Here is a 20,645-nt window from a genome sequence, read left to right on the forward strand (position 1 = left end):
GCATAGTGTGAACTAGATAACACTATGCTGTTTTCACTGGTTTTTATAGGTATCTGTTTGTATTTGCTATTTGCGACTTATCCACACTGATGAGGATTTTACGCACCCTCTGGCTATAGGATTGGTGGTATTGATTATGCTTATATTTACTCACATTTAGGTCGTGCGGGTAAACAATTTACCCCGTAAATATCAGTAGGATAATCATGTTACACAAAACACATTTGTACTCCATGAATGGAAAGGTTCAAGCAGTAACCAAAGTTTATCGTGACGGACTGGGGCTGGGTGCTAGAGTCTCTAAACAAGGCCGTATTCGATTCCAATTTCGCTACAAAATCAAAGGTAAAAATAAGCGTATAGATTTAGGTTACTTTCCTGATTTATCCCTCAAACAAGCTAGGGATGAAAGAGATAAATGCAGAGCTTGGTTAGCTGGTGGTCATGACCCTAAAGTTGCACGTGAAATGGCAAGGGATAAAACCTTAGAACCTGTGACGGTTAAAGAAGCCTTGGAGTATTGGATTGAAAAGTATGCGCGTGTGAAGCGAAAGAGCTTTAAAAAAATACGAGGTCAGTTTAACAAGCATATCTACTCCTATATCGGCCATTACCCTTTAGAGCAAACTAAAATCACTCATTGGCTTGATTGTTTTGACCGTATTAATACTGGTATTGAGGGTAAACAAAAGCCAGCGGCAGTTGCTGCAGGGCAAATACTACAGACTTGTAAGCAAGCCTTAAAATTCTGTCGTGTTCGAGGGTATGCAATAACTCATGAATTGGATGATCTTGTAGTGGGCGATGTTGGGAAGAAAGCAAAAGTAAAAGACAGAGTGCTTTCATATAGCGAACTAAAGGACGTATTGCAGTGGAGCCATGGACGCAAAGGCTCCTTTTATATGCGCTACCTGTGTTTATTGTTAATCGTGTTTGGTGCACGCACGCAGGAGGTTAGGCTCTCAACTATCGACGAATGGGATTTAGAAAATGACTTATGGACTGTGCCAAAACAGCACAGTAAAACGGGTGCAGTGATTGTTAGGCCGATACCGCAGCAAATAAAACCTGTTATTGCGTTACTGATTAAGCGCAATGCCAAACAAGGTTATCTACTAGGTAAGCTAAGAGAAGATACCAGTGTATGTAGCTCTGGCGGTGGGATTTGTGAAAGTTTAAAGCATATAGAGCGATGGACGCTTCATGACTTAAGAAGTACTTTCTCAACCATCCTAAATGACCTTGAGGTCGACTCACGAGTAGTGGATAAATTGATAGGCCATGTGATTAAGGGCTCAGAGAGACATTACAACCACAGTAAATACCTTAAGCAATCTGCAGCGGCACTGGATATGTGGTGTGAGTGGCTCGATAGGCTGGCAAACCCCATTGATAACGTGGTTGAGATTGATTTCGTAAAGGCGTGCTAAGCGGTTATGATTAGTCACTTGGTCGTGGTGACTAATCATTAACACTTATTCAAGAGTTCAATTTAGATACCAAGTTAAAGATCATCTTTAACTCTTTAACTCTTTAACTCTTTAGGTGTTTATTAACGGCAAACTCTGCAAAATAAAGAGGGATGACTAGGTTAACTTGCTCAGTCGCTGGTGAGCCCTGAGTCCCCGTTAACTTAATCGTTTTATGTGGCTGACACTTGCCGATATAGGACTCCAGTGACCTCGCTCTAGTGCGTTTACCGCTTTTTACCTCAATAGGCACAATGCGGCCTTCATCATCAGCGATAATAAACTCTATTTCAGCTCGTGCATCACCCCATGAATATGTTGGGTCGATACCTTGGGCTGCAAACTCTTGTTGAACAAAGTTTTCGGCAACATAGCCCTTATACTCATAGCCCTGTTGCTTCACTTCTTTATAGCTAACGCCAAGCATGTGATTGAGCAGCCCGACATCAAACATAAAGAGTTTGACCATATTGTCTTTTTTATAAGCAGCTAACGGACTTTTAGGTGCGCCCTCTATAGGGTAGTTTTTCAATACTAATCGGCATTTATCTAACCAAGTAATGGCACTTTCTAGTTCACCATAGCGAGATTTTCGCTCATGAACGCCTTTAAACTTAAAGCGTTTCACAGATTCGTCTATTACAGCAGATAACTGAGAAGGCACATTATTAAATACCGCCTCAATGAGTCCTGTATCAACTTTGCCTGAGTACTTGCCAAAGTCTCGTTGATAGCCCGAAATCAAATCGGCTTGGATATCTGTCACTGCCTCAACACGCTTCAAAATACTATTGTCAGCCATCGTAAACCAAGTGCTAACAGCCTCAGGCATACCGCCTGTAAAATAGTAGTCGGTGAGTTTGTCGAAGAGTTTAGTGTGGGCGGCCGATGTACTCGCTTGTGCTTCAAACGCTTTAATCAGTGGTGCTTCATTAGAAGCGATTAAGAACTCATGAAAAGTGAGTGGTCGAAGGTTATGTTGCTCAACTTTACCCACGGGGAAAGTATTAAGTAAGCCGATATTTGAGCCACTAGCAGCAACGAACATATGCGATGCTTTTTCAGCAAAGTATTTTAGCGCTGTAACGGCGCGAGGACATTCGCCGATTTCATCTAAAATTAGCAAGTGGGTTTCTGGGTTGAAAGTCTCACCAGTTAATAACTCAATATTTGAAATAACGTCGTTAGGGTTAAGTGATTCAGCAAAAGCCTCAGCCATCTCTGGCGACTCAAGAAAATCAATGCGTAAAACCTGTTCAAATGTTTCGCCTAGCAGAGTTTGCAGCAGATAAGTTTTACCTGTTTGGCGAGCACCATCAATCAATAAGGGTTTACGCTCACTCTTGCCTTTCCACTGTAGTAGTTTATCGAGTAGTAACCTTTGCATAACCATTATTCCAATATCAAAGCGTATTCCAATTACACTTTAATGCGCATTAAAATGCAAGTTTTCACACTTTTATGCGCATAAAAGTGTGTTGTAGTGATTTTTTTGGCGCTTAAAAGTGCGGCGGTTATGGAGATGGGGATGGGTATAGATTATTTGAGTCAAATAAGGCAATAGAGTTATAAGAGCTCGTCGCGTGGTGCGTATATGTGAAACTGAAAACTTCAGCTAACCATCAAACAACTAAGCAAGCTTGATTGCTCCACCAGCAACAACACCGTAGAATCTGCCGCAATACACAGTTTAAGTATGGGGTAGGTAAACGTACCTAACCCATGCAGGCTTACGGCTCTTAGTTAAGGCAGCTCAATGACTAACAAACTCACTCTTCAAACGCTTGAATCTTTCTTGTGGGAAACCGCTGATATCTTGCGTGGCAATATGGATGCGTCTGAATTTAAAGACTACATCTTTGGCATGATGTTCCTTAAACGTCTGTCTGATGCGTTCGATGAAGAGCGTGAAAAGGTAGTGCAGTATTATCTCGATAAAGGTAAGTCACTAGAACAAGCCGAAGAGCTTAGTGAAGATGAAGATGAGTATGACAATACTTTCTTCATGCCAGCTAACGCCCGTTGGTCTGCGCTAAAAGATTTAAAGCACAACATTGGTGAGGCGCTTAATACCGCAGCCGAAGCGATTGAAGAACACAACTCAAGCCTTGAAGGCGTGCTTGTTACTATCGACTTTAACATCAAGAACAAGCTATCAGATAAGAAGCTACAAGACCTGATATCGCACTTTAATAAACACCGTCTGCGTAATGCCGACTTTGAACGCCCTGATATGTTGGGTACAGCTTACGAATACCTGATTAAGATGTTTGCCGACAGCGCGGGTAAAAAGGGTGGTGAATTCTATACCCCATCTGAAGTGGTACAGCTGCTGGTGGCACTGCTTAAGCCGCACGCGGGTATGCGTATTTACGATCCAACCTCTGGTTCGGGCGGTATGCTAGTGCAAACCCGTAACTACCTTGCCAGCCATGGCGAGAACGCAGCTAACTTGTCGCTGTTTGGGCAAGAGATGAACCTGAACACATGGGCAATCTGTAAGATGAACATGTTCTTGCATGGGGTGCACAGTGCTGATATTCGAAAGGGCGACACCCTGCGCGAACCTAGGCACACCCAAGGTGGTGAGCTAATGCACTTTGACCGCGTTATCGCAAACCCACCTTTCTCACTTAAAAAGTGGGGCAAGGATGAATGCGACAATGATGGCTTTGGGCGCTTCCCCTACGGCACACCGCCAAAAGATGCGGGTGACTTAGCCTTCGTTCAGCACATGATAGCCAGTACCAACAGTGAAGGTATGGTGGGCGTTGTTATGCCACATGGGGTGTTATTCCGCGGCTCAAGCGAGAAAGCCATTCGCCAAGGCATATTACAAGATGACCTGCTTGAAGCGGTTGTCGGTCTGCCATCGGGCTTATTCTACGGTACGGGCATTCCTGCATGCCTACTTATCATCAATAAGCAAAAGCCAGAGCAGCGCAAAGGCAAAGTGCTGTTTATCAACAGTGAGCTTGAGTTTGAAGAGGGCAAGAACCAAAACAAACTGCGTCCGCAAGATATCGCCAAGATTGTTGCAACCTTCGACAATTACACAGAACAGTCACGTTACTCAAAAGTGGTTGAGCTAAGCGAGATTGCTGATAACGATTACAACCTCAACATTCGCCGTTATGCCGACACCTCGCCACCAGCAGAGATCTTCGATGTGCGCGCCATTTTGCACGGCGGCATTCCGGTGCGTGAAGTGGAAGATGAGTACATTCAGCAAGAGATCCTCAAAGGCTTCGATGTCTCGGCTGTGTTCGATAAAGCCAATGATGGCTATTACGCATTTAAAGCCGAAATCGAGACCAAAGAACAGATCCGCTCGCTTGTAGAAAAGAGTGTTGAGAAAAGTGTTGAAAACAGCCTTGAGCGAGTAGAGAGTTCAGAGCAAGCGTCCGCGACGGCTCTTGTATTAGGTGAGCAAGCGCCTGCGGCTACTATCATTAGTCAGCTAGAGCGCTGGTGGGACAAGTACCAAGTATCACTGCACCAGCTTGATGCTGAAGTCGCGACAGCAGAGCAGGTGATGCAAGGCTACTTGAAGGAGCTGGGTTATGATGTGCAGGAAGCACAAGTGCCGCGAGCGAATGGATGCGCAGGAGCGGTTGAGTAATGGTTACCTTTAATGCGATTCCTGAAGATTGGGGTTTTCAACCTATAGGTGATTATGTTGAAAAGATGGTGGGCGGCGCTCCCTTGAAACCGAGTGACTTTTCAACTTCTGGCGTGAGAGTTATACCTAAAAAAGCTGTTCAGTTTGGTGGGAAAATTCATTTTGATATTAAGACATTCTGTACAAGTGAATTTGCTGAAAGTAATAAAAGAAATGTGGTTGATAATCAATTTCTGATTACAACATTAAGAGATCTTGTTCCATCAGGACCGACAATTGGAGTTATAGGTGTTTTGAGTGAAAAAGGTTCATTTATCCTTGCTCAAGGGGTATACGGCTTAAAAACGAAAAACGTAGATGATGGATATTTAGCGCAAGTCTCAAATACTTCGTGGTATCGGGGTGAAATGAGAAAAGTCTTTGTGGGGAGTACTCAGGTTCATATCAGAAATCAAGAGTTTCTGGATGTCAAAATCCCATTCCCTGAACAGCAAAAGATTGCTGCGATTTTGACGTCAGTGGATGAGGTGATTGAAAAGACCCAAGCGCAAATTGATAAGCTTAAAGACCTTAAAACCGCCATGATGCAAGAGCTGCTGCTTCCTTCTGAAAAGAGTGGTGTTGGCACTAAGCAAAGCGCAGCGGCACTTAGTAATAGCGAGAGATACATCCCGCACACCGAGTTTAAAGACTCACCCGTCGGCAGAATCCCGAAGAGCTGGGGGGTTGTACCGCTTGAGAGTCTTGTTAAAGCGGACAAGAAGATTACATATGGAATTGTTCAGGCAGGTCCACATTGTGAAGGTGGGGTTCCGTATATTCGAGTGTCAGATATGAGTTCAAGGCACTTAACTAAGAAGGGAATGCTTCTAACATCTTCTGACATTGCTAAAAAATATGAGCGTTCAGCTGTTTGTGCTGGTGATATTGTTTATGCGCTTAGGGGGATGATAGGTCATGTGCACATAGTGCCAAGTGAGCTTGAAGGTGCGAACTTAACTCAAGGGACTGCAAGAATATCCCCGAGTGAAGCAATCAATACTAATTACCTTCTATGGGCAATGCGTTCCCCCTATGTAACTTTACAAAATGAGCTTGAAGCAAAGGGCTCAACTTTTAAAGAAGTTACGCTCGCTAGTTTACGGAAAATGCAGATTGCAGTGCCTTCTGACAGTGAGCAACAATTTATTAGTGCAACCCTTTCTAGTATTGAATTAAAGATTTTTGCTGTTGAGGATAAGTTAGAGCAATCAAAATTGCTTAAAAAAGCCCTGATGCAAGATCTGCTAACGGGCAAGGTGCGGGTCAAGCTTGATTAAAGGCTACAGCTAACATGATGAAGGCGCACCCTATGAGCGCTTTCTTCGTAAACAACCGCAGGTAACTTTCTCTAATTCGGTTTTTAACTCTGTCTTTAATGAGCTTGAGTAAAGCGTCATCAAGTGCACAGTCACAAAATAGGCAGTTGCTTATGTTGAAAGTGTCGAGAGTCTAGGGACTGCGCACTTAGTTGGAGAGAAATAGCTGGGTAGAAAGAGTTGGATAGAAATAGCAGGCTAAAAATAGCTAGATAAAAACAAAAGTACAAAACAAAGGATAACTATGAGCAAGCAACCGCGTACAGAGCCAACCGTGGCGACATCAGTAGAGGCGTCAGCAGATTCATCTGCTAATAAAAGCAGTGCGACTTTATTGGTTGCCGTACGTGAGTTGCTCAGCCAAAGCCGCCAGCAGTTACAATATGCAGTCAACAGCACTATGGTGCTCACTTACTGGCAAGTCGGTTGCTTGATTGTTGAAGATGAACAGCAAGGCGAAGCGCGAGCCGAGTATGGCAAGCAGGTGTTACAGCTGTTATCTACCGAATTAACTGCTGAGTTTGGTAAGGGGTTTGATGTTCGAAATTTGCGTAATATGCGCATGTTTTATCAAACCTTCCCAATTCGGGACGCACTGCGTACCGAATTGAGCTGGACACATTATCGGGCGTTGCTGCGTGTCGAGCAGCCAACGGCAAGGCAGTGGTATCTCGAAGAAGCCATAAACCAAGGGTGGTCGGCGCGAGCGTTAGATAGACAAATAGGTGCCTTGTATTATGAGCGTTTATTGTCGAGCAAAGACAGAGCGCCCGTAGAGCTAGAAGCGCAGCAAAAAACCTCAGCACTTAGCGTGACAGCCAAAGATTATCTACGCGACCCGTATATATTCGACTTCTTAAACTTACCCCTGCAATCGTTAGTAGAAAGCGAGGTCGAACAAGGGCTGATTGATAATCTACAGCACTTCTTACTGGAACTAGGTAAAGGCTTTGCGTTTGTTGAACGTCAGCAGCGGATCAGTACCGATGATCAAGATTTCTACCTCGATTTGGTGTTCTACAACTTCAAGCTGAAATGCTTTTTGCTGGTGGATCTAAAAATTGGCAAGCTCAGTCATCAAGATGTTGGGCAAATGGATACCTATGTGCGGATCTACGACCAATTGAAGAAAGAGCCTGATGATAATCCGACTATCGGTTTGATTCTGTGCAGCCAAAAAAGTGAAGCGGTAGCCAAGTATTCGGTACTCGCCGATGGTAAGCAGCTGTTTGCTTCCAAATATCTCGCCTACTTACCCACGGAAGAAGAGCTGCGAATTGAGCTTGAGCGAGAACGTCAACAGTTGTTAGAACAGTAAGACTGGTTATCGATAACATATAAAGGATTAATATGTTTAAGCCCAATAAAGATGGCAAGTATGTTTTTCCCAATGCGGATTATGCGAGTATTTTCTTGCCGTCGGTGGCTTCAATTGCAACTCTCTTAGACCTGCCCAAAAACCTTAGCCAACAAGTCACTTACTTTGAATCCACCTACGATATCGACTCCCAGATAAGCCGCTCTTCAAAAGCCAGTCTAACTTCGGTCGGGGTAGGCAAGGCGACAGTGAATAAGTTGTTTAAGATGGCTAGTAACCTAGCAGTGCCATTCGAGTCATTGCTGAAACTTGCAAAGTTAAGAAAAAGCATACGTGCGGATAAGGTGGGATCGAATGCAGGTGATTGGCATGCACTTTTTGAAGGTGCTAGTTTATCGACTATTGATAGTGAGTTTCTGTGGTTAGCCAGAGGTTTTAATGATCGCGCAAAAGCTGACTACCTTATGGTTAAAACCATTAAAAAAAAGATTAAGGCAGGTGTCATAGATAAAGATGACAGTAGTGCTATTTGGCAAGAACAGCTTCTAACTTGGCAGCAGCACAGCCTTGTTCCTGTCGAGCAACTAGAGATTTATAGCCACTATGCGAGCGATCTTGGCGCTATTGAACGAGAACAAACCTCAACTTTTTTTAGTGTATTAGAAGCCGTCGCCCATTTACATTTCGATTTTTATCTAACTGCAGTTGCTTATTATGAAGTTGGTTTGATTTCATACTATCAGCGTCTCGGTAAGATTAATGATGCAGGCAGTGAAGTCAGCGTATTCACTAGAGTTATAGCTACCTGGACTGGTGAGGGGCATCAATGTACTTGCTATGGAGCTGTATTGAATGAGCTCAAGCGTCTAGTTTCAAAAGGTGGAGCAGAGGTCGGCTGGCGTAAACTTGCGACATTTATTTCGATTGATGATTCATCTGACAGTGCTGAAAGCCTTGCTGATAGACAATACAAGCAACTTAAAGGCTGGCGTAATGGTGATAACCTACCTTCATGGGGGCGATTAGATAAGTTTGTAACATCGGCCTTTCAGTTCCATGGCAATTATGATGTCGATGCAATGCTCGTTTATTTTCGTATCGCAAGAGCGTTGGACATTAAAGTGAATCGGTGGGCTATGCAATCAAATAACTTGGAAGCCCTCTCCATTTGGAAAAGAGCATTAGCTCGGTATCCTGAGTATTTGAAACATTACCGACAAAAAATGCCGGATTCAAGCTCAGTTGATGACTTAGCTCGGTAGCTAAGTCATTTGTTTAATCGTTAAGACTAATCATCGAGCTGCTCTTGCCAATCTTCAGGTCGTTCATCTTCGCCGCGACTTCCCCAATACTCGTCATTATTAGGGTTAAGTTGGTTAGCATGATTATCATCGTCATGTTTTGACATGTTACTTACCTCCCTGTTTTTCACTATTGATATTTTTAGCGGCGGCGCTTGAAGCTCTTGATGCCACACTTCCTTTAGGAACCGAACCACCATTTTGCTTAGCCGTTGCACTTTGAATGCGAGCGGCTGCTTGAGGTGTCATTGGTGTTTTGTTATTACTCATTTTGAATCTCCAATTTGAAAGTTATGTTGGTAGAAGCCTCTGCCAACGCCGGGAATAATGCCTGAGTAATTTGCTGCTGCAGTGGGGGGGAAATTGTCCAAATTGCAATTATTTGAAAGTTTTTAAAATCCTGAGAGCTGTTTAGCTTTCTCGGTGTTGAACTGTGTGTAATATTGCTTATCGATAATAAGGAATTGAAGTTAAGGGACTATTCATATGCTAAAAGCGATTCTGCACGGTAAGGCTGGGCGCATTGACCACAACGAAGGTGAGTCGGTCAGTTGGTCTAGCTTATTTAAAGCCCGTGAAGATCTGCTTACCTCCACGGTATTTGAGCGTTTTGCTTATTTGTCTTGCTCCCTGCAGGGCTCCCTGCTTACGCAGTGTTTCAAAAATTACCATGGCGTGATCCCAGATAGCTTTGGTGAGTTTGAAGGGATTACTTATTGGCCTCGATTTACTCATGAGCATGAGGCTGGCAGTAACGAAGTAGAACCCGACTTAATCATCCACTTTGACCAATGCAATATCATCGTTGAGGTCAAGCCACCAGCAGGTGGAGATCAATACTTTGGTCAATGGAAGAAAGAAGTTGAGTCATTTCTGCAATCTGACGGCGACCAAGATAAGCCTTTGTACTTTCTTGCTATTGGGCGCATAGGGCAGGCTGATGCTAAGTGCTGGGCAGGGGAGTTGTTACAGTATTTTGATGAGCTAAAAGGTTTGGCTGCTTTGGAGTGGAAGGAAGTTAGCTCCTATATAATGGGACTCACTTATGTAGGCAATTCTGCGCCTGAGCTATCTATTACCCAACAAGACAGGCGTATTTTATTGGACATATTGGAAGGGCTAAGCCTTTATGGCTTGCAAACTTCTCCCTTCAAATGGTCGCAGTTTAATCCTTACCCTTTGCCTAAGTTGACTCTAGAGCATCGCTTATTACAGTCTATTTCTCTTAACGCTGCGAATATCGCCGTAGCTCCTCCGTCGATGAGTGAGCTACTGGCTAATAAGTTTCAACCTCTCGACTTGCAGTCGATTCAACCTTATCTAAAGAACGATATAAAGGATTAGTCATGATTAACGAAATGGATGAACTCTTTTCTCAAGTTCGCACCGCGCACCGTCTACTCGCTGCGTATTATCAACGCTTGCTGCCTACCATTGAACAGATTGCACTCGAAGCGGATACAGAGTTTTATTTTTGGAAGCCACAGTGCTTTTCTGCGCCGGGACAAAGTAACTCAAATCCGTTTAAAAAGTGGCAGTGGGATCTGCTCCCCGCTGTAGTGACGCGTTATGTTTTCAAGAACGTAAACGAGCTGAAAACAGTGACGAAGGGTGATTATATTCTTGAGTTTATTGTGATCAATGACTCGGGTGTCAACGATGAGCAGTGCAGTGGACAGCCAGATGCTTTAAACCTAAAAGTGGCTGTCGCTGATGCTAAAAGTGTCTTAAGAGTTGCCATTTATCGAGCGCTTGAAGATGTGGATGCGGGCTTTTATCAGGAGTGGGAAGCTGGACGTTACCCTGATTACAGTGATGGCGTTGATATTGAAATTGACAATAAATTTGCAAAATATGGCTTTGAAATACCATTAGAGTCGTTAATGACTGAATGCGGTGTCGCTTCAATAAAAGAGACGATAGAGCATTATCTAGCTAAGACCAAGCAAGTAGAGTTACCCGCTCATAAAAGTGAGTCCTGAAGATAAATGCAAAACGATGAATTTAACAAAGTAGAAGCCCCTGCAATTGAGCAGTTGGTAAGCCTAGGTTGGCGATATATTCCTGGTAAGGCGCTTTCCCCAGACCATGTAACTCTTGATGGGCATCCGGAGCGAACTTATCTACGTGATGTGGTGTTGGTTAAGCGTCTTGAAGCTGCCATAAAGCGGATTAACCCTTGGATAAGTGATGAGAACCTACGTAAGGTCTCACGTGAAGTCACCCATCCGAGCTTTGCGGGCTTAATGGAATACAATCACGCCTTTTATCAAACCTTGGTGAGCTATCTATCGGTTGAGCAGGACTTAGGTAAGGGACGTAAAGGGCAAACGGTAAAGCTGGTGGACTTTGAGCGACCTGAAAACAACGAGTTTGTCTGTACAAACCAGTTCAAGGTTGAAGGCGTTAATCAGAAGATTATTCCTGACATTATCTGCTTTGTTAATGGTATCCCGCTTGCTGTGATTGAGTGTAAGTCGCCTTATATCTCAAGCCCTATGAGTGAGGGCATCAATCAGTTACGTCGTTATGCAAACTTGCGCCACAGTGAAGATGATGAAGGCGCTGAAAAGCTGTTCTGGTATAACCAACTCATGGTGTCGACCTGTCGAGACCAAGCTAAAGTTGGCACCATCAGCTCAAGCGCGCAGCATTATGGTGATTGGAAGGATGCTTTCCCCTTCTCTGATAAACAAATAGCTGATGAACAGCTCTCGCAGCAATTATTGCAGAGTAACGTAATAGGTTTACATTCTCGTATTGAGATTGAATTACCTGAAGATGCGCTGTCTAATGCTGTAGATAGTGACCTTGGTTCTGAAGCAGAACTGCAGCAAGTGGCAGAGCCTTCAGCTAAATATCAACAGCCATTAGCTCAGTACGATAAGCCACCAGCTAGCTATGAAACTCTAACCCATGTGACTGCGCAGCAGCGATTGCTTGCGGGTATGTTCAGTACGGCTAACTTTCTCGATATTCTGCAAAACTTCATTCTGTTTGAAACTGATGATGGTCGCATGATTAAGAAAGTGGCGCGTTATCAGCAATATCGTGCAGTGAATAAGGTCATTGAGCGCCTTAAGAGTGGTACTGATAGAAAAGAGAAGTCTGGTGTTGTTTGGCACACTCAAGGTAGTGGTAAATCGCTCACGATGGTGATGCTAGCGGTGAAGATGCGCCGTGACCCAGAGCTTAAACAATACAAGTTGGTGTTTATTACCGACCGTACTCAGCTTGACGAACAGCTTTCTAATACCTTCCGTGATGCTCAGGGTGAAACCGTCTATAACGCGGGCTCTGTAGCTCAGTTGAAAGAGCTGCTTAAGAAAGATAGCTCTGATCTTGTTACTGCCATGGTACAGAAGTTCTCCGATTTAGAGAAAGAGACGGAAAAAGAGCAAACAAAGCAAAAAGGCGTTGCTGCAGGTTTTACCGATCTTAACCCTAGCGACAAGATTATTGTGCTTGCTGATGAAGCGCACCGAACACAATTTGGTGGCTTGGCTATGACCATTAATGCGGCATTGCCTAATGCGCCAAAGATAGGCTTCACTGGTACGCCATTACTCAAGACCCAGAAGATGGGGCAAGCCTTCGGTGGTTATATCGATGAATACAAGATTAACCAAGCGGTAGAAGATGGTGCAACGGTTAAACTGTTGTACGAAGGGCGTGAAGTGATCTCTGAAGTTGCAGGGGAGTCACTGGATAAGCTGTTTGAAGAATACTTTGGTGAATACACTGCAGAAGAGCAGCGTGAAATCAAAAAGAAATATGGTGTAGAACGTGCTGTAAGGGAAGCGCCTGCCCGTATTCGTTGGGTGTGTATCGATCTGCTTAAGCACTATAGAGAACATATTCGCCCCGATGGTTTTAAAGCCATGATAGTGGTGGGAAGTCGCCATGCGGCAGCCATTTTTAAGCAGACCTTAGATGAGCTGGGAGCGCCGCCATCTGAAGTGATTATCTCTGGCGACCATAACGATAAAGCTTATATCGCTAAATACACAGATAAGGTTCATCAGAAGAAAGTTATTAGCAACTTCAAAAAGCCTTTCGGTATCGATAAGCAGGGTACTGAAGAGAAGAATAAGAAGTTTGATAATACCGCCTTTCTTATCGTTAAAGACATGCTGCTAACGGGCTTCGATGCGCCGATTGCGCAGGTAATGTATATCGACCGTAAGCTGCAAGACCATACTTTGATGCAAGCCATTGCCCGTGTGAACCGTACTTACAAAGGTAAAAACTGTGGCTATGTCGTCGATTATTATGGCTTGGCGACTCATCTAACCGAAGCTTTAGATCTGTTTAGTAGTGAGGATGTTGAGGGAACGATTCAAAGCCTGAAAGATGAGATCCCTAAATTAAAGGCTAAGCATACCCGTGCTATGTCTTTCTTCAAGGACGTAAAGAGCCGCGATATTGATGAGTGTGTACTGCTTTTAAAAGACGAGGCTGTTCGTGCCCAATTTGATATGGCATTTAAGCAGTTTGCCAAGCAGCTTAATGTGATTTTACCTGATGCCGCAGCAGCACCTTTCATCCCAGATATGAAGTTACTGGGTAAAATCCATAACGCATCTAAAACTCTATACCGCGACGCAGGCTTGGATATGCGTGAAGTTGGTGAGAAAGTTAGGCAGCTGGTGGATGAGCATATTCTGAGTACTGGAGTTGATCCTAAAATCCCACCTGTTGACCTATTGGCTGCTAACTTCAAAGAGAGCATTAAGCCTACTAAGTCTGATGAGTCTAAGGCATCAGAAATCGAGAGCGCGATTAAGCACCATATTACGATTAACCTTGATGAAGACCCTGAATACTATCGCTCGTTGAGTTTGCGTCTACGCGATATTATTGAAAAGACCCATGGTAAGTGGGCGCAACAGCTAGAACTGCTTTTTGAGTTTGCAGGCGATATCAGTAGTGCCCACCAGCAAGCCGCTCAAGATGTTGGCTTAAGCGAAACAGAGTTTGCGTTCTACGGTATTTTGATGGCTGAAGTGACTCAAGTCAGTGACGGTGATGTGATTGATGAAGCCGTTCACGATGCTATTAAGGCAATGACACAAACCTTAGTCGCTATGCTGGATGAAGCGACCGATATCATCGACTTCTTCAATAAGGGCGATGAGGTTAAGCGTATGCAGAAAGAGATTAAACGTGCCGTGTTAGATCAACCTTTCGCCAACCAAGATATCGCAAAAAGTAAGGCACTCGTTGGTGTTCTGCAAGACCGCTTTATGGAATTGGCGAAAACCAAGTTCGGAAGTAAAGAGTTCGGGAATAAGTAACGGTGAAGGCAGTGAAACCTGAGCAAGTTGAAGTTAAAGGACTCTGTGTGGATGTTGTTCGTACCAGCAGAACCAAAACAGCCTCGATTAAAGTCGATGATGGTTTGGTTTCTGTAGTGGTGCCTAAAGCATTAGATATTGAGCGTATTCAGCAGCTGGTGGCTGACAAGTATCTTTGGATAATCCAAAAGATTGCACTGCATGAAGCTTCAAAGCCTGCCAGTGATAGAGAGTTTATCTCTGGAGAGGCCTACGCCTATCTAGGGCGTAATTATCGCCTCAAGGTAGTAGCAGGAGCTTATAGCCCCGTAAAGCTTATCCAAGGGCGCTTGGTGGCTACGCTACCTGATGGCGTTAAGCGTAGTAATTTAGTCCGAGATGCAGTGATCCGTTGGTACAAGCTCAACGCCTTACGCAAGATTAAAGAGAAGGTGAGGCGCTACTCAAAGGTTATGGGCTTAGAGCCTAAATCTATCGGTATCAAAACATTTAAGAGCCGTTGGGGTAGCTGTAGTCCTAAGGGGGAACTCGATTTTAATTGGGTTATCGTGATGGCTCCCAATCGTGTTGTGGATTACGTGGTGATCCATGAGCTGTGCCATCTGAAACAGCTCGACCATTCCCCCAAGTTTTGGAAAGAAGTAGAGCGAGTCATGCCTGATTATGCCGAGCACAAAGAGTGGCTCAAAGTGAACTTAGGGAAGTTGGTTGTTTAGTTTGTCATCGAGTAACTTTATAAAAGGTGACGAGTGCTGTAGACGCATAAAAAATAAAGACTTTTAATTTTTTTTGAAGATATCATTTAAATAATTATAAATGAAGAATGCTAAGGAAAGCCCATGGGTAATCTAATTGAATTGAACCTTAATAAAATTGATTTTGAAGATAGTTATGAAAATGCTGGATTATGGCAAAGCCTTGCAGGAAAAGATCTACATCGTAATTTAAAAGCAATTACAAAGCAGGCTGTTCAGTATTCAGAGAAAAGGAAAGCTGATAAAGGTGCTGAACCTATTCAGTTGCACGATACTATCTTTGTTAGCGGTGGAAGAGGTGCTGGCAAGACCGTTTTTCTAAAAAATGCTAAAAAAATCTGGGATACACACTCCAAATGTGATGATGGGAAACTGCATTTTTGCTCTACAATTGACCCTACATTATTGATTGATCATGACAATTTCACTAACGTAGTCGTTGCTCATTTATACAACGAAATAGAAACTGAATTTAGTAAAAGAAAATTTGGACACGAAGAGCTAAAGTCAAAGTTTTATATACGATTAAAACAACTTGCTGAAGCGCTTGGTCAAGAGAGTGAGTATGAAGATAGAGTAGGTATCGACCGCATTATTAAGTATCGCTCTGGCATACAGGTTGAGCGTTTTTTTCATGACTTTGTGGAAATTTGTATACAAATATTAGATGTAGACGCAATTGTTGTTCCGATTGATGACGTAGATATGGCTTTAAAGCGTGCATTTGAGGTTTTAGATGTTGTGCGTAGAATGTTAGGCTGCCCATTTATCATACCTATAGTGAGTGGCGATCAGAGTCTCTATCAACATATGGTTAAGCAGCACTTTGTTAATGACACTGGTTCTGCATTTTATAAATTTGAGGCATATTCAGACGAAGCAAGGAAAGGTATTGAGCTTGCTACGAAATTACAAGATTCATATTTAACCAAAGTTTTTCCTAACCAGCACCGAATATCTCTTCTTCCTGCTTCGCATCTTTTACCAATGCTTAAAATTCTAGAAGGGGAAGGCTCGTCCCTTGAAGAGGTATCATTTCAGCAGTATGTAGATAAAATAAAGATTACTTTCTTTGGGTTAACTAATGGACAAGAGAAAAGTACAGATTTTCCATTACCAGCGAACTCTAGAGAGGTTGTTCAGTTAATAAGATTACTACCACCATCAAAATTGAAAAAAAGCTTTTCATGGCAGGAGTGGGAGTCGTTTAGGATATGGGCGCTTTCAAAAAAACATGGTGCTGCGTACACGAATGCTGATGCAGCTCAAGCTTTATCAAGAGCCACTGATCCAAATGATATGAGATTGAGTCGTTTATTGCCATTTTCTCCCAAAAATCAAGCAAGCTTAGGGTTATCTTGGGCTAACAAAAATTTTTATGCAGAGCAGTTGGAAGCCATCGAATATTTCAAACAGGATGAAACAACTAAAACTAATTGTTTTATTTTAGATGGCGCTATAGATAAATGTGTTTTGCGCAGTATGCCTCCGCTCGAAATGCATACTCGAAGAATGACCTTATCTGGCAATGCTATTAAAGACGAGCTTGAAAATAATACGGCTCTTTATAACTTGTATACATATAAGGATTACTATGGTGCTCAGGGCAATCAAATACACAAAGTGTTTTTCAGTAGAGCATTTGAGTTATTAGCAACATCTTTGTTAATGCCATCAAATCCTGCTAATAGTGAAGAGTTTAAAGCTGTCTGGTTTGACTTGATTAATAATATGGTGGATGAGCCTCCGTTTTACAGTATTCATGCGATTAACCCAACTAGATATACTTCTAATGAGGAGTCTTTTGCAAGCACTTCTGAGGCAGAACAAGCAGAAGAGCCAAGGATTGATAATTTTCAATTTTCGGTAACTTTTTCTGAGGAGCTATTCGAGTGGGCAACCACCCATCGAAATACTTTATTGTTGTTAGAGAAAGAGAGTTTAATTCCTTTATTACACGCAGTATTTAATAAGGTTTTTACGCAGCTACATTTGCTTCGAGAGTCTCATGGTAAATTGGATAATCGTTTAGATAAAGAGCATCTAAGTGACTCTACTCGCCGTTTTGAGTACATAGTGGTTAATGCATTTGCTAGTTTTTTAAAGAAGTCTCATGTCGTCAAGTCAAATGTAGCAAGTAGTGCAGCGTTGAACACAATTAGAAACCATTCAAAATTTATTCGTACTGAGCATGTGTTTACAAGAAATGTTGGCTCTTTTGTCAATCTTGTCACAGGGATTGCTCATTCTGCTGAACAGGAAGGGGATGCTGAGGGGGAAATAGCTGGTAGGTTGATTGCGGCTATTTGGGATCACCCTATTTTTAGAGCAAACAACTCTAAAGAAGACTGTTTAACCCCAAGAGCACCGTTTGTTTATATTAAACCATTAGAGTTTGATGACTTAAATAAGAATATCGACAACCAGAAATTAGAATCTTCCAAAAGAGTGAGAAGATCCTTACCGGAAACATTAGAGCTGGCTAGAAGTAAAGGGTTTGAAAGTTCGAAGGATATTTTAGACTTTATTTCTAATAACCCCAATGGTGATGTCGCGCAAGAAATTAAAGGTCAGATGATACAAGAAATTAATAAAAATAAATTTAAATTATCTGAATTAGCTGTGGTTTATCAAAATATATGCAAATGGTTAGATATAAACTTGGAAAACCATAATGATAACAATTGATATTCAGTGGCTAGTTCCAGTTGTACTGCTTAGTTCTGATCGATTATTAGACGTTGGGTTGCAATCAAGTAACCCTGAAGATCAAATAAATACAACTAAGAAATTAAAGAATCATTTAGCTTTAGCGCTACAGGATTATCAGTGTTATCTGGAAACGCCTTTACGTAAAGAAGATGTCGAATTTGCTTTAGGGAATTGGTTAGACGATGAAAACAATATAGATATAAATATCATTTTAGAAAAAATGTACCGATATTTTCTAGATTGGTGCGGCGACCATTTTGAAGTTAAACCTGAAAGACTTGAAGAGTGGTTATCCGTAGTTGCTATGTTGGATCCAGCATGGATTATTGGTTTTGGGTATGTAGAGCTTTTAAAGGGCCATATTCTAGGTTTAGAACAGTTGTATGGCGTTATTGAGCATCAATGTCCTTCTGCTTTGCCTAAACGTTTTGATGGTAAACCGGTCGCTGATAATCATGTCCATTTAAATGGACATGGTCATAACTCATTATCTTTGGTGGATTTTGCTTTGTATCTAACAAAGAAGCCTGAAACAAAGCGTTGTAAATGGCCATACCGGCAAGAATGCAGTTTATTTAATAGTGAAAAATTAGATTTAACTCTGTTACCTGTAATGGTTAATCAACTTTTCTCATCTTTGGTGAAGGAACATTGGGGCGAAAGTGACTTTGGTATTCCAAATTGGGGCGATCTTGAATTCGTACAATTCAATACAGATATTCTCGTAACATTAGAGATGCAGGAAGCGAAAACGCAAGCACAATCACTGTTGGCTAGTAGTCACTTAATTCAGGTCTCTGAACCTGTCCGATGGTTAATACTTCCAATTGCTGTAATGTTGGAAAGTCGCGACCTAGGTCTAGAATATACTAAAAAGCTAACAGCTTTTATACGAGCATGTAATTTACTAAGGAATTACATGGTTGTTTCTGGAGTGGGGTTAGGTCGCTTTGTTGATTACTTTTCTTTTAAGCTACGAAAACCTACGGGTGCAAACCTTAGCTATAAAGCTCACTCTTTATCGCATGATTTTTCAGCTAGCACTTATCGAGAATTTCGAGGTTCTCCAAATCTTGTTGTTCATGAAAAGTGGAAAAAAAATAAGTCTAATTTTAAATTATTGCCGAAAGAATTAACTCAATTTGCGAATGAGCTAACATCAAAAAACCTAGATGCACGCAGTCATTTTGTCATTCATTTTGCTCGTGGTTACTCGACGTTAGCTCGTCAAGGAGACCAATATCAGCTAGCTTACAGGGGGCAGTTATTAACACAGGTTAGGAAACTACAGCAATTCTTTAGTTCAACGACTTATAGTGATATTGCACTCCATTCAGACTCAGACTCAGACTCTACATATGCGGACTTAAGAGCTTTAGTTCGTGGCTTTGATGTGGCTGGTAACGAGAATGAGTTACCAATAGAAGTATTTGCTCCCACATTAAGAGTTTTGCGTGCAGGAAAGCATGAGCATCAATCTAAATATGATAGTCGTTTACGTCAGCCATTTTTAACTATTCATGCAGGGGAAGATTATGGACATTTACTTTCAGGCTTACGTGCTATTGATGAAGCCGTTCAATTTTGTAACTTTAAGGCTGGTGACCGTTTAGGGCACGGATTAGCATTAGGGGTCGATGTCTATGATTGGGCGAGGAAGCAGCAACGTGTGTACCTCACTGCTGGTCAGCATCTAGATAATTTAGTGTGGTTTTATTTTCAAGCTTTAGAGGTTGCTCAGCATCAATCTGAATTTAACCCTATTTTGTCTATTCTTGAGAATAAGATACATCGTTGGTCAGGCTATATTTTCGGTGATGAAATTAAAGCTACACCTTCTGATTTATATCAAGCTTGGAAACTAAGACGTAATTGTCCTTTAATGCAGACTTTGCCAAATCAAGCTGCTGGCTCAGAATGGGAACTGTGGGTTCCTGACATGCTTTATTTAGAAAAAAATAAATCTAGTGTGGCAGTTAGAGTTTGGCAGCGCTACCTAAATAAAGAGCTTTTTAGAGACTCTGTGGGGTCTTTACGATGCGATGATATTGTCACTATAGATTGTCGTAATTTAACTCATCGGAATGAAGATGAAGATGCACTGTGTGACACTTTATCTAGGGCTGAGTTACGATTAATGCATGCAATACAAGATTTACTCATTGAGCGATATAGCAAGCGCCAAGTTGTTTTGGAAGCATGCCCCACTTCTAATATCTTTATAGGTCGATTCAAACGATATGTAGAGCATCCCATTTTTAGGTGGAATCCTCCTATTGCTGATTGGCTTCAACCCGGGGGGAGGTTTAATACTTTTGGGATCAGAAAAGGACCGATTAATGTTTGTATAAACACTGACGATGCAGGACTTATGCCCACAACTATTGAAAATGAACATCGAATCCTAAAACAAACAGCAATTTCAGAGTTGGATGTTGGTTGCTTTGATGCAGATATGTGGGTTGATAGGATTAGACAGATTGGTGTTGATTTATTTAAATCTAATCACCTTGACTGGATCAATAGCACTATTCGTTCAAACCGTTGTTAGAATGCTAAATCTTGTAACCGCTCGTAAGCGACTTTCATGACGTTAATCGCTGCAGTCTCAGGTTCAGCATATTCGGAGTGATCACAAAAAAGTGATCACTCTTACCTCTCTTAGCTAATTTCTATTTTGGAACACCCACTTAAAACCTAACATACTGAAATGTAAATAGTTGCACAGGGGGGCTAAGTTAAACTAGCCCAGAAATAAGCTTGTGATCAAAAAAATACTGAAATGGTTAACAATTAATTAACTGTTTTTGTTG

The 20,645-nt window shown here is 42.2% G+C and carries 13 protein-coding genes; 11 read left to right on the plus strand and 2 right to left on the minus strand.

Going from position 1 to position 20,645, the window contains the following annotated elements; all coding sequences use genetic code 11:
* Positions 1–206 precede the first annotated feature (206 nt).
* Entirely contained in the window at positions 207–1,430 is a 1,224-nt protein-coding gene (locus tag L2748_RS13240) for a tyrosine-type recombinase/integrase (RefSeq protein WP_220780405.1), read from the plus strand.
* Positions 1,431–1,533: 103 nt separating this feature from the next.
* On the opposite strand, the gene L2748_RS13245 is transcribed toward L2748_RS13240, so the two are convergent.
* Positions 1,534–2,856, minus strand: a complete 1,323-nt coding sequence (locus tag L2748_RS13245) for an ATP-binding protein (RefSeq protein ID WP_220780404.1) — start codon at positions 2,854–2,856, stop codon at positions 1,534–1,536.
* A 369-nt stretch (positions 2,857–3,225) separates the two neighbouring features.
* On the opposite strand from L2748_RS13245, the gene L2748_RS13250 reads away from it, so the two are divergent.
* The 4 genes from L2748_RS13250 to L2748_RS13265 all read left to right on the plus strand — a co-directional run bounded on the left by L2748_RS13250 (position 3,226) and on the right by L2748_RS13265 (position 9,029).
* Entirely contained in the window at positions 3,226–5,091 is a 1,866-nt protein-coding gene (locus tag L2748_RS13250) for a type I restriction-modification system subunit M (protein WP_220780403.1), read from the plus strand.
* Positions 5,091–6,410 (plus strand): restriction endonuclease subunit S, encoded by a 1,320-nt coding sequence (locus L2748_RS13255; RefSeq protein WP_220780402.1) that lies wholly within the window; start codon positions 5,091–5,093, stop codon positions 6,408–6,410. The genes L2748_RS13250 and L2748_RS13255 overlap by 1 nt, the downstream gene beginning before the upstream one ends.
* Before the next feature lie 283 nt (positions 6,411–6,693).
* Complete coding sequence (locus L2748_RS13260; RefSeq protein ID WP_220780401.1) at positions 6,694–7,767, plus strand: PDDEXK nuclease domain-containing protein; 1,074 nt, start codon at positions 6,694–6,696, stop codon at positions 7,765–7,767.
* 32 nt (positions 7,768–7,799) lie between these two features.
* Positions 7,800–9,029, plus strand: coding sequence for a hypothetical protein (locus tag L2748_RS13265; protein WP_220780400.1), 1,230 nt, complete (start codon positions 7,800–7,802; stop codon positions 9,027–9,029).
* A gap of 147 nt (positions 9,030–9,176) precedes the next feature.
* Here the strand turns inward: L2748_RS13265 and L2748_RS13270 are convergent, their stop codons facing one another.
* On the minus strand, positions 9,177–9,338 hold the full coding sequence (locus L2748_RS13270) for a hypothetical protein (RefSeq protein ID WP_220780399.1): 162 nt from the start codon (positions 9,336–9,338) through the stop codon (positions 9,177–9,179).
* A gap of 216 nt (positions 9,339–9,554) precedes the next feature.
* Here L2748_RS13270 and L2748_RS13275 point away from each other — a divergent pair, with 216 nt between their 5' ends.
* From L2748_RS13275 to rdrB, 6 genes are all read left to right on the plus strand, one after another.
* On the plus strand, positions 9,555–10,412 hold the full coding sequence (locus L2748_RS13275) for a hypothetical protein (RefSeq protein WP_220780398.1): 858 nt from the start codon (positions 9,555–9,557) through the stop codon (positions 10,410–10,412).
* A gap of 2 nt (positions 10,413–10,414) precedes the next feature.
* A complete protein-coding gene (locus L2748_RS13280) occupies positions 10,415–11,050 on the plus strand; it encodes a hypothetical protein (protein WP_220780397.1) in 636 nt (211 codons plus the stop codon).
* A 6-nt stretch (positions 11,051–11,056) separates the two neighbouring features.
* On the plus strand, positions 11,057–14,365 hold the full coding sequence (locus L2748_RS13285; protein WP_220780396.1) for a type I restriction endonuclease subunit R: 3,309 nt from the start codon (positions 11,057–11,059) through the stop codon (positions 14,363–14,365).
* An 11-nt stretch (positions 14,366–14,376) separates the two neighbouring features.
* Positions 14,377–15,081: a M48 family metallopeptidase gene (locus L2748_RS13290; protein ID WP_220780395.1), complete on the plus strand. Its 705-nt coding sequence runs from the start codon at positions 14,377–14,379 to the stop codon at positions 15,079–15,081.
* Positions 15,082–15,204: 123 nt separating this feature from the next.
* A complete protein-coding gene (rdrA, locus tag L2748_RS13295; RefSeq protein ID WP_220780394.1) occupies positions 15,205–17,808 on the plus strand; it encodes an antiviral RADAR system adenosine triphosphatase RdrA in 2,604 nt (867 codons plus the stop codon).
* Positions 17,795–20,383, plus strand: coding sequence for an antiviral RADAR system adenosine deaminase RdrB (rdrB, locus tag L2748_RS13300; RefSeq protein ID WP_220780393.1), 2,589 nt, complete (start codon positions 17,795–17,797; stop codon positions 20,381–20,383). The genes rdrA and rdrB overlap by 14 nt, the downstream gene beginning before the upstream one ends.
* Positions 20,384–20,645: the final 262 nt, after the last annotated feature.

Origin of the sequence: Shewanella sairae, from assembly GCF_023283535.1 — a bacterium.
Classification (GTDB): Bacteria; Pseudomonadota; Gammaproteobacteria; order Enterobacterales; family Shewanellaceae; genus Shewanella; species Shewanella sairae.